This window comes from Chryseobacterium sp. VD8, from assembly GCF_037149975.1.
Lineage (GTDB): Bacteria > Bacteroidota > Bacteroidia > Flavobacteriales > Weeksellaceae > Chryseobacterium > Chryseobacterium indicum.
Window position 1 is genome coordinate 1 of the sequence record NZ_JBBCQL010000148.1, and the last position, 11,506, is coordinate 11,506.

The following is an 11,506-nucleotide window of genomic DNA, read 5'->3' on the forward strand; positions in this document are numbered from 1 at the left end:
CCGATTGCAGCCAGTTGGAAAAATATTTTTTTTGAAACTTTAATGCTGTCTTTTTTAAAAACACGGATGTATACGAAAAGGCAGATCGCCGCAAACAGCATTCTGTAAAAAACCAGAATATCTGCATTTGCATGAATCAGCTTTCCCAAGATTGCCGTAAATCCCCACAAAAACACTATCAAATGCAATCTGAAAAGAGCCAATTTATGCATACCCTACCTTCTTATACTATTTTTTGCAAAAATACAAATAGGTTTTACATTTCGTGTAATAATTTTTCAGTAAAACTTTTTGATTTTGTAATAAAATTTAAACCATAAATCATTGTAAGAGAAAAAGGTTTGCGGTTTCTATTTAACATAAAATAAAAAAACCCTGAAAATTTATTCAACTTTCAGGGCCTTCAAATAATAAACTATTAAAAAAATAAACTAGGAACTTAGAGGAAGTAAAGATTTCACTCTCACTTTCTCTATTGTAAAGTTAGCAAATTACGAACCATAAAAAATATATTTTTTGTTAAATATTTCATAAAATTCTGAAAACCAATTTATTAAACATTTGTTTACATCCATTTTCATTCCATGTAAAAAATAGTATCTTTAAACGGAAAAAATTGAAATTTTTATGGACATTGAATTCAACAAAAGAGATGATCAGAACAGATTAAAATTATCCGAAATCAATCGCTTATTGACAGAAATTAAAAAGGGAGGTGGTGAAAAGAGGCTGCAGAAGCTTCGTGAAGAGGGAAAAATGACGGCAAGAGAAAGAATTGACTATCTTCTTGATAAGGATTCTGATTCCATAGAAATTGGCGCTTTTGCCGGATATGAAATGTACGAGGAGCACGGAGGCTGCCCAAGCGGGGGTGTTGTTGTGGTGATGGGGTATGTTTCTAAAAGACAATGCATCATTGTGGCAAATGATGCTTCTGTAAAAGCAGGAGCATGGTTTCCGATCACGGGTAAGAAAAATCTGAGAGCTCAGGAAATTGCCATGGAAAACAGACTTCCGATTATTTATCTGGTGGATTCTGCGGGAGTTTATTTACCGATGCAGGATGAGATTTTCCCTGATAAGGAGATGTTCGGAAGAATTTTCAGAAATAATGCTAAAATGAGTGCTGCAGGAATTATTCAGATTTCTGCTGTAATGGGAAGCTGTGTTGCAGGTGGTGCTTATCTTCCGATTATGAGTGATGAAGCGATGATTGTGGAGGGAACGGGTTCTATTTTCCTTGCCGGAAGTTATCTGGTAAAAGCGGCAATCGGGGAAAGTATTGATAATGAAACTCTGGGAGGTGCAACTACACATTGTTCGATTTCGGGAGTTACAGATTATAAGGCTAAAGATGATAAGGATGCGCTGAACAGGATTAAGAATATCATGAAGTCTTTGGGAAGTACGGAAAAAGCAGGTTTCGACAGAATTGAAAGCGCACAGCCGAAAGAAAAGCCTGAAAATATTTTTGGGATCATGCCTGTTTCAAGAGCGGATCAGTATGATACCTACGATATTATAAAATGTCTTGTAGACAATTCTGAGTACGAAGAATATAAGCCTGATTACGGTAAAAGTATTATCTGTGCAACGGCAAGAATCGACGGATGGTCTGTAGGGATTGTAGCGAACCAGAGAAAGCTTGTAAAAAGCGGAAAAGGGGAAATGCAGTTCGGAGGGGTAATTTATTCTGATTCTGCGGATAAAGCAACCCGATTTATTGCGAACTGTAACCAGAGAAAAATTCCTTTGGTGTTTTTACAGGATGTCACCGGTTTTATGGTGGGTTCTAAATCTGAACACGGAGGAATTATTAAGGATGGCGCAAAAATGGTAAATGCTGTTTCTAATTCTGTAGTTCCTAAGTTCACGATTATTACCGGAAATTCTTACGGAGCCGGAAATTATGCGATGTGCGGAAAGGCTTATGATCCAAGGTTAATTGTTGCGTGGCCATGGGCAGATCTTGCGGTAATGGGCGGTGCACAGGCAGCAAAAGTTTTGGCACAGATTCAGGAATCAACATTGAAAAAACAAGGAAAAGAAATTTCTGAAGAGGAGCACAAAGAAATTCTGGATTCTATTTCGGCAAAATATAAGAAACAGACGGAAGCAACGTATGCAGCAGCGAGGTTGTGGACCGATGCAATTATTAATCCTGTAGATACCAGAAAATGGATTTCTATGGGTATTGAAGCTGCGAACCATTCTCCGATTACCGAGAAGTTTAATCTGGGAGTTATACAGGTATAAGACTCTTAGTAAAAGCCTTACTGCTATTTGTTTAGATTTATCTATTAAAATAAAAAAATGAGGTATTTTTCATTTCACGAAAGAAAAGGGATATTATTGAGAATTAAAAGACTTTATAATATCTATTCATTTAACCTTTCATTAATATTCATTGCAAATGCTCTTTTAGTATATTTTTATCAATTATACTATTGGAGCATTGCATGCTTTATTGCGAGCTTTTTCCTATTTTATCTTATCTTCTCCAAAAAAATTTATCATTCTTTTAAACTTATTTATACAGCATATATTTTATTTACACTTTTCATATTTTTTGCAAGCTCTTATTTTGGCTTAAACGCCAATTTAGATTTATACTATGTTTGCTTATTTCTTTGCTTTCCTTATTCCGTCAATATAAAATTAGAATTCAAAAAAATAATTCCTATTTTAGCATGTGTGTCTTTGGAATTAACTATTAATTTTTTAACTAATCATAGCCTTTTTTCTAACAAGAACCTTCCAAATGAACTTCAAAATTATTTGCATAAATTAAGTTTATTTTTCACCCTACTTTGTAGCATAATAAGTATTTTTTTAATATTTAATATGAAAACATTTGTACTTAAGTTATACAATAAGAAGATAACAACTGAAACTAAATTGCAGGAATTTGTCAACAAAAATAATATTTCTGCAGATGACTTGTATGACCTAAATAATCTTGCAAAACAGAATAGCTCTTTGTTTTTTCTAAAATTTTCTCAAGCATTTCCTTCTTTTATCCAAAAAATTAAGAAAAACTATCCTTCACTAACCCATAATGAAATATTGGTATGTGCTTATCTGAAACTTAATTATTCAACAAAAGAGATCGCTATCTATTCAAACTCGAGTGTAAGGTCTATTGAGAATAAGAAGTACAGAATCAGAAAAAAAATAGAATTAGAATCTAAGGAGGATCTTGCTCTTTTTATTTCGAATTTCTAATTATAACTGCCCATAACTCTTTGGTATTTTTTGCAATATCAGGATTTAATGATTCTTATCCATCTAAAGCTATCATTTAAAGAATAGCTCTAAAAACAAGCTGATTATAAGAAGGATAAATATAACCGAAGTCTTTTATGTTATCTTTTCTGATGAATATCAGCGTTTGTATCCGTCTACAAAATTATTATTCGACAATTTTTACACACTCAGTTGTCAGCTTCAGGGTAATTTGTGAGTTATTTAAAGTCCGTGAAATATTTAAATCTTGATGTATTTTGAGATGGTTACCCAATCTTTTCCGTATCTGAATAAGTTTTGGCTAAAGCGAATTGTTTTCTTAATTACTAAAATAAACTAAAGCCCATTCCTATTGATATTTTGTATTGTTTTTTGATCGAACTCATGTTCATTAAAATTCAGCTTTAAAAATTCAAATACTTCATAATACTGTCTCTTTTTGTTTATTGAAGAAACGGATAAAAATTTGTTTATTTATTTAAAATGATTTTCCAATCATACTACTTCGTTTTCGTGTCGTTTTTCAATATACTTCATTGTACTTATTCAGCATTTTGCCTACTCAAAAATAAATACAATTTACTCAAAAAATAAGTAACCCTATATTACATAAAAATACAAAATACTGTAATTCAGCAACTTAAAATTTAAAAAAATCACGGAGTAGATGTAAGTATATGGAATTTTCTCATCACAGGTTCATCTCTTTTATCTTTGAAACAGATGTTTAAAAAAACGCATCCATACATTTTTCTTTATATTATGAATACAGAAAACAGCATATTGAAAACAATTTATCTTAAAACAAAATCTTTACAAAAAGATTTGGCTTTTACATGCATGCATTTTTCTGTATTTACATTTTTATTTTTTATTGCAATATCGTGTCAGCAAAAAAAGATGTTTGCAGAAGTGGATAATTATGTTTTTTCTTCGAAAATATCATTTAATAAATATTTAATCACAAAGAGTAATAAAAAAAGAGAAGCTAAGCCGGATAAGTCTATCTCTTCATTACCGTATCATTCATTTATTAACAATCTTGTTGTAAGATCTGGTCTCATTATCAATTACGGAACAAAAGTAAAAAAGTATATAAATATCTATTACCATAGCATTAATTATAAAAATTTATATGGCAAAAAAAATAAAGCATATGCTTATATACTAGTCTATTACAATTATTACAGACAAGTTATTTCCAGAGCTCCTCCCTTATTTTCTACAATTATAATAACATATACCAAACTTATATTTCATACCAATTTAGCACAGGCATCATTGAGCACTAATATTTTCAATAAAATATATACACAGACATGAAAAAAATGATATTTAAAAATGATATAAAGTATTTAAATATATTATTAGCATCATTTATTCCGGGAAATATATTTGCTCAGGTAACATTAGAGTTTACTTCCGGAGCGAGGAACCTTCTAGGTAGTAGTTCAACACTTACTATACTCGGCAAAAAAAATACAGATAATGCAGCTCCTAATATTCAATAATCACAAAATAATTAAATATAACAGATGAAAAATAAAATTCTAATTTATATAATCTTGCTCTTGGCTATCTTTCAAAAAACAGAAGCTCAATCTATTCCCATCAATAATGGCAGTATGAATGGTATTGCAGGACAATCTAATACTCCAGCAGGATGGGCTGCTTCTATAGGATATACGCCTAATAACACTGCTTTAAATTCACCTACACCAGATGTATTATCTACCTCTTTTACTGCTTTTTCTAACAATGCTGCAGTAGCTGTATCACCATCTCCAGATGGAGGTACATGGGTAGGGATTTCTTCTACGGTTAGTGAAAATGAAGCCATAAAACAAATTATTACAAATCTTGTTATTGGGCACCAATACTCTTTTACAATGTATGTAGCTAATTTTGGTGGTGGCAGCTTTGTTGCACCGGGTAAAATTTCAGTATGGATAAATGGAGTAAAAGTAGGTGAATCTCCAACTCTAGCTCTACAAGCAAATGTTTGGACTACTATGAATGTTTCTTTTACTGCTACTACAACTTCTGCTGAATTTCTTATAGATGCAGATAGTGGTGCTGGTAATGGATACTACTCAATTGATGGAATTTCTAACCTAACTGACAATAATGCTTGTAAAGCAGGTACTGCAATTCCTGGTATTCAATAATAAAAAAAAACATTATGAAAAATAAATTTATTATACATACAATTCTTTTGTTTAGTATATTCCAATTAGCAAAAGCGCAAGCCATTCCTATTGTCAATGGAAATATGAACGGAACGGCTGGAAACAGTCAAATGCCTACTGGGTGGACTGCTTCTATCGGATATACTCCTACTAATACAGCTAATAACTCTCCTACTCCTGATGTGCTATCTACATCTTTTACAGCATTTAATAATAATGCTGCTGTTGCTGTTGCTGCTTCTCCAAACGGAGGAACATGGGTAGGGATTTCTTCTTCTATTAATGAAAATGAAGCCATTAAACAAACCATTACAGGACTTAATATAGGACAACAATATTCCTTTACTATGTATGTAGCTAATTTTGGTGGTGGTTCCTTGACTTCACCTGGTAAAGTTTCAGCATGGATAAATGGAGTAAAAGTAGGAGAATCTCCTACACTATTATTAATAGGAAGTACATGGACAACTATGAAGGTCTCTTTTACCGCTACTACAACTTCTGCTGAATTTCTCATAGATGCTGAACACTTATCCGGGACAGGAGGATATTATTCTATAGATGGTATTTCTAATTTAGGTAATATGACTACTCCTACTATTGGAAGCAATAAAATAGCTAACAGTTGTCCTACCTCTACAGGTAATTTAACCACATTAGTAACTTCTACTGCTCCATCTGGTACTACACTTACTTTTCATACGGCAAACCCAGCTACTACTGCTAATAAAATTGCAAATCCTACTACTGCTTCTACTGGTATCTACTATGCGGCTTATTGGGATGCTACTAATAATTACTATAGCCCCGTAAGTGAACCTATATATGTAGCTAAGTGTCTTACTAATACATGCCCTTCTACTACGGTAGATCTTACTACACATAGTACAGGTACGCCTCCATCTGGTACTACTTTACAATGGCACACCAGTAATACACCTAGTAGTGGTACATTAGTAAGCACTCCTAATGCTGTAGGTAATGGCACTTATTATGCCATTTATTATGATGCTACTAACAACTGTTACGGTAGTGTATCTACTCCTATTATTGTTAGTATTAGCTCTTGTTTTACCGATTCTGATGGTGATGGAATCGCAGATAATATTGATTTAGACGATGATAATGATGGTATTTTAGATACTAATGAAGGATATTGTGAATCACAAAGTCTCTATACATTGGATCTCAACGCCACATTGGCTGGCGCAAGTATTATGGCAAATGGTGGTACATTTAATTTAGTATATACATTAACTTCCGGAACACCTGTTGCTGGTCTTGGTAATTCTTTTAATGTACCATTTACCTATTCAGATTTTGTTTCCAATACTCCACAAGATCATACATGGGAAGGATTTAATATAGATACTAATCTTTTTTCAATTAGACCTAATACTACTCAATTATATACAAACTTACCTATTAATAATTCTACTACTAAAGATATATCAGGTGCCCCATTTCCTGTACCTGACTCTAGACTAAGATATTTGCTTAACAATGCTTCCATAAATTATTTGGGAACGTTCACTACAACTATTGGTAATTTACCAACTGTTTCTGGATTAATATCAACATATATAAGTTCCAACCTTAATATGTTTTCTAGATTTAATATGTCAGTTTCTGATGCCATAAATTCCCAAAATGCCTACTATGCAAAAATGCAATTACAAACTAATGTAAATACAGTTAATTCTGGAAGGACATTACCATATAGCTCAAGTTATGGAATGACTTATATTTGGGATTATACAGCATACTCAAACATAGATGGGGTTGGTGCTGGTAATACGGGTTTAAGAGGATTAATCAGTATAGAGCAGAACACAATAACTTACTGTAACCATAGAGATACAGATGGAGATGACATTCCTAATTATCTTGATTTAGATAGTGATAATGATGGCTGTTTAGATGCACTAGAAGGAGGTGCTAACATTACACCTTCCCAATTAGTAAACGCTGGAGGTACAGTAACTGTAGGAACAGGCTCTACTGCTGCTAATCAAAATCTTTGTGCTGCTTCTAATTGTGTAGATGCTAATGGTATTCCTACTGTTGTAAGTGGAGGTCAGTCAGTTGGTGATTCGCAAAATACAGCAATACAAAGTGGTTGTTACTGTTATAAACCTGCAATTACATCAGGAACTGTACTTGATACTAAATTTGGTATTACTGCACTGGGCAGAGCGGGAGCAAATAATGGCAACTGGCCAATGGTAAGAAAAGGTGCCTGGATTGCTCTGGAAGCCAAAACTAAAGGATTCGTTGTAAACAGATTGACAGCAGCACAAATAGCTGCAATACCTACTGCAAACTGCGTAGAGGGGATGATGGTATATGACACAACTAACAACTGCCTGAAAATATATACCACTACTGATAATGGCGTTACATATAACTGGCAATGTTTTAATACACAGACTTGTCCCTAATGGATAAAAACAGAAATGATTGAGAAGAGATCCTATTGCGGTAGAAATATCCTGCCGCAAAGGGTCTCAATAAAAACAATAATTTTTATACAAATGAAAAAGACCATATTATTCACATTATTATTTACCTCTTTACTTTCTTTTTCACAGGTAGCAATAGGTAAATCTAATATCACAAACCCATCTGTTTCTTTAGAATTTGGTAACGGAAACAGGGGTATATTACTCCCTTGGGTAACATCTGTCTCTAGTGTTACCGGTGCTGTAGATGGCACTATCATTTATGACATTACAGATAAAAAAATAAAATATTTAAAAGCTGGATCCTGGTTTGATCTTACGATAGATAATACAGGTATTGTTGACACTTCTCTGCAAAACACACTTACCGATGTATCTTCTGCCAAAACCTCGATAGGTACTAATGCAGCAACAGATTCTACATCGGGTATCCTGGTTCTTACCGACACAAATAAAGCAATGGTTTTACCAAAAGTTTCCAGCCCTCATCTTAATATCATTACCCCATCTTCAGGAATGATGGTATATGATACAACAGCACATCAGCTTGCCGTATTTAACGGTACGGTATGGAGCTTTTGGAAACCATAATCTTTCAATATTATATTATCAGTAGCCTTCAGCATAATCAATTGTTGTTATCTGTAAAGATTTTCTGCACTGCAATTTAGCTGGAGGCTTATTAAAAAATCCCCATAATAGATTGGCTCTTAATCATGGGGATTTTTTAATATATATTATTATGAAAAGAACACTCCCGTTCTGAATCTTTCTTTATTTAATTTTTTGTTCACAGCCAATCCCCAAAGAATAAATTCTTTTAAAAATAAAAGATCTTCAGGCTGTGTATCAGGTTGATATTTCTCAATGATATCGTCCAGCGGAGTGATTCGATTTAGATTTTTCGCGTAGACTTCGTCCTGAGATTCGTCGGTAATTTCTAAAAATCCGTCATCCTGTAAAAACCACTCGTTGATCTGGCTGAATGGTCCGTCTATATTTTTTTTCTCCAGTTTTTCTATTTTGGGGAAATACGTGGTAAACAAAGTTTTTACGGCATTATCTATTAAAAGCTGCGCAACAGATTCTGCTCCTTCCTGCTCTCCTTCATAAACCAATTCTACCTTTCCGGTAATTGCAGGAATGACGCCAACAAAATCGCTCAGCCTTACTGAAGTCTTTTCTTCTCCGGTCAACAAGGCTCTACGTTCTGCGGTACTTAACAAATTCTCGAATGCCGTGATGCTCATACGCGCACTTACACCACTTTTAGCATCTACATATTCACTTTCACGGGCTTCAAAACCAATTTGTTCCAAAAGATCTTTAGCCAAAGCCGGGACATACACTCCTTCTTTCTGTCGGCTGTCCAGACTGGATTCATATTTTGTAATTTCTTTCGCAATATTGATATTTTCAGGATAATGCGTTAAAATCTGCGATCCGATACGGTCTTTTAAAGGAGTAACAATACTTCCTCTGTTGGTATAGTCTTCAGGATTTGCCGTAAAAACAAACTGAATATCCAAAGGCATTCTCACTTTAAATCCACGAATCTGTACATCGCCTTCCTGCAAAATATTAAACAGGGAAACCTGAATTCTTGCCTGCAGATCCGGTAACTCGTTTATTACAAAAATACAGCGGTTCGCTCTGGGAATCATTCCAAAATGGATCACGCGGTCGTCTGCGTAAGAAAGTTTAAGATTAGCCGCTTTGATAGGATCTACATCACCAATAAGATCGGCAACGGTAACATCCGGAGTAGCCAGTTTTTCGAAAAATCTTTCATCGCGATGAAGCCATTCAATGGGTGTATTATCGCCTTCTTTCTCAATTAATTCTTTTGCAAACCGTGAAATCGGGTTAAAAGGATCATCATTAATTTCGCTTCCGTTAACATAAGGAATCCATTCATCCAACAAGCTTGTCATCATTCTTGCCAGTCTTGTTTTAGCCTGACCTCGCAATCCTAATAAATTAATATTATGCTTACTGAGAATCGCATGCTCTAACTGAGGAATGACCGTATTTTCATATCCGAAGATTCCTTCAAATACAGATTCTCTATTTCGAATTTTAGTTTTTAAGTTATCCCGTAATTCATCTTTAATATGTTTTGATATATAACCTGATGCTTTTAATGCACCAAGCGTTTTTATTTCTGGCTTTGCAGTCATTGTATTTAAATCTAATTGATAATTTTTATTGAGTTATAAATTTCTAACGGATTCTCTTTTTGCGGTTGGTTTCATAATCTTCAAAAATCATGTTCCCCAAACCATTCAGACCGGTGTAAAAAGCTTTTCCCTGATTGGCTTCTGTAAATTCGCTTACAAAATGCTGTAAATAAGAATCCTGAGCAATCATGAAAGTAGTAATCGGGATATGGAGTCTTCTTGCCTGAGCTGCCATATTGTAACATTTCTGAACTACATATTCATCCAGTCCGTAAGAATTCATATAATAAGTACCATCCGGTTCGCGCACACAGCTTGGCTTTCCGTCGGTAATCATAAAAATCTGTTTGTTGGTATTTCTTTTTCTCCGCAAAATATCCATTGCTAACTGAAGCCCTGCAACAGTATTGGTATGATAAGGACCCACCTGCAGATAAGGAAGTTCCTGAATTTTTACAGGCCATGCATCATCCCCGAAAACAATAATATCTAAAGTATCTTTCGGGTATCGCGTTGTGATTAATTCGGCAAGTGCCATCGCTACTTTTTTAGCCGGCGTAATACGGTCTTCACCATACAGAATCATACTGTGACTGATGTCAATCATCAAAACAGTACTCATTTGTGATTGATGTATGCTGTCTTCAACAATCAGATCATTTTCCGTAAGATGAAAATCTCCGATACCATTATTGATCTGTGCATTCTTTAAACTCTCCGTAATAGAAATTTTTTCTACAGCATCTCCGAAATTATAATTTCTGAATTCTCCGGTTGAGTCTTCACCTGCTCCGCTTTTATTCGTTTTATGATTTCCGTTTCCGCTCTTTTCAAGATTTCCGAATATTTGTTTAAGTGCCTGTTTACGAATATTCTGTTCCATTTTTGCACTCAAGGTAACTCCATTACCACTACCATCAGGATTAATCTCTTCCCGAATATATCCTTTCTTCTTAAGGTCTTCAATAAAATCTTCTATTGTATATTCAGGAGTGGTTAATTGGTATTCTTCATCAAGCATTCGAAGCCAGTCAATTGCTTCATCAAAATCACCTGAAGTATGCGTCAGTAAATCCGTAAAAATTTCCAGCAATCGGTCAAATACAGATCGTTCCGGTTCCTGATAAGTATTAAACCTAAAACCTCTTACAATATGCTCTTTCATATTATAAATGTACGATATAAATCAAAAAGCCTTAAGAGATTTAGTCTATTTTACTTTTTAAGAATAAAAATAATTGAATTTAAAAAAAAAGTTATCCACTACTTTAAGTAAAACGTTTTTGGTATGCTAAATATTTATTCATGAGCTTATTCCCGCTATCCACTGTATCTTTTGGGTTACGGGCGGAGCTAAGCGGAGCCCGTAACCCAAAAGGATGCCGTTTCTATCGGAGCTAAGTAATGAGTAATGAGTAATGAGTAATGA

General features: G+C 34.1%; 8 protein-coding genes and 1 pseudogene. 6 read left to right on the forward strand and 3 right to left on the reverse strand.

What is annotated here, in order from left to right; translation table 11 throughout:
• Window positions 1-212, reverse strand: a pseudogene (locus WFK35_RS15240) (DMT family transporter); the annotation flags it as partial.
• A 415-nt stretch (window positions 213-627) separates the two neighbouring features.
• Here WFK35_RS15240 and WFK35_RS15245 point away from each other — a divergent pair.
• The 6 genes from WFK35_RS15245 (at window position 628) to WFK35_RS15270 (ending at window position 8,488) form a co-directional block, all read left to right on the forward strand.
• Window positions 628-2,256 carry an acyl-CoA carboxylase subunit beta gene (locus WFK35_RS15245; protein ID WP_336733315.1) on the forward strand — a complete coding sequence of 543 codons (1,629 nt, stop codon included), beginning with the start codon at window positions 628-630 and terminating at the stop codon, window positions 2,254-2,256.
• Window positions 2,257-2,844: 588 nt separating this feature from the next.
• On the forward strand, window positions 2,845-3,225 hold the full coding sequence (locus WFK35_RS15250) for a helix-turn-helix transcriptional regulator (RefSeq protein ID WP_336733316.1): 381 nt from the start codon (window positions 2,845-2,847) through the stop codon (window positions 3,223-3,225).
• Between the two features lie 1,340 nt (window positions 3,226-4,565).
• On the forward strand, window positions 4,566-4,757 hold the full coding sequence (locus WFK35_RS15255; RefSeq protein WP_336733317.1) for a hypothetical protein: 192 nt from the start codon (window positions 4,566-4,568) through the stop codon (window positions 4,755-4,757).
• Between the two features lie 24 nt (window positions 4,758-4,781).
• A complete protein-coding gene (locus tag WFK35_RS15260) occupies window positions 4,782-5,414 on the forward strand; it encodes a hypothetical protein (protein WP_336733318.1) in 633 nt (210 codons plus the stop codon).
• Between the two features lie 14 nt (window positions 5,415-5,428).
• Entirely contained in the window at window positions 5,429-7,876 is a 2,448-nt protein-coding gene (locus WFK35_RS15265; protein WP_336733319.1) for a hypothetical protein, read from the forward strand.
• A 93-nt stretch (window positions 7,877-7,969) separates the two neighbouring features.
• Window positions 7,970-8,488 carry a hypothetical protein gene (locus WFK35_RS15270; RefSeq protein ID WP_336733320.1) on the forward strand — a complete coding sequence of 173 codons (519 nt, stop codon included), beginning with the start codon at window positions 7,970-7,972 and terminating at the stop codon, window positions 8,486-8,488.
• A gap of 149 nt (window positions 8,489-8,637) precedes the next feature.
• Here the strand turns inward: WFK35_RS15270 and WFK35_RS15275 are convergent, their stop codons facing one another.
• Both WFK35_RS15275 and WFK35_RS15280 read right to left on the reverse strand, forming a co-directional pair.
• A complete protein-coding gene (locus tag WFK35_RS15275) occupies window positions 8,638-10,077 on the reverse strand; it encodes an AAA family ATPase (protein WP_336733321.1) in 1,440 nt (479 codons plus the stop codon).
• 43 nt (window positions 10,078-10,120) lie between these two features.
• Window positions 10,121-11,242, reverse strand: coding sequence for a vWA domain-containing protein (locus WFK35_RS15280; protein WP_336733322.1), 1,122 nt, complete (start codon window positions 11,240-11,242; stop codon window positions 10,121-10,123).
• Between the last annotated feature and the right edge of the window lie 264 nt (window positions 11,243-11,506).

Bases quoted from the DNA above. Each gene is read 5' to 3' on its own strand.
- WFK35_RS15280 (WP_336733322.1), bottom strand. From the start codon at position 11,242: ATGAAAGAGCATATTGTAAGAGGTTTTAGGTTTAATACTTATCAGGAA.
- WFK35_RS15250 (WP_336733316.1), top strand. From the start codon at position 2,845: ATGAAAACATTTGTACTTAAGTTATACAATAAGAAGATAACAACTGAA.
- WFK35_RS15255 (WP_336733317.1), top strand. From the start codon at position 4,566: ATGAAAAAAATGATATTTAAAAATGATATAAAGTATTTAAATATATTA.
- WFK35_RS15275 (WP_336733321.1), bottom strand. From the start codon at position 10,077: ATGACTGCAAAGCCAGAAATAAAAACGCTTGGTGCATTAAAAGCATCA.
- WFK35_RS15265 (WP_336733319.1), top strand. From the start codon at position 5,429: ATGAAAAATAAATTTATTATACATACAATTCTTTTGTTTAGTATATTC.
- WFK35_RS15260 (WP_336733318.1), top strand. From the start codon at position 4,782: ATGAAAAATAAAATTCTAATTTATATAATCTTGCTCTTGGCTATCTTT.
- WFK35_RS15270 (WP_336733320.1), top strand. From the start codon at position 7,970: ATGAAAAAGACCATATTATTCACATTATTATTTACCTCTTTACTTTCT.
- WFK35_RS15245 (WP_336733315.1), top strand. From the start codon at position 628: ATGGACATTGAATTCAACAAAAGAGATGATCAGAACAGATTAAAATTA.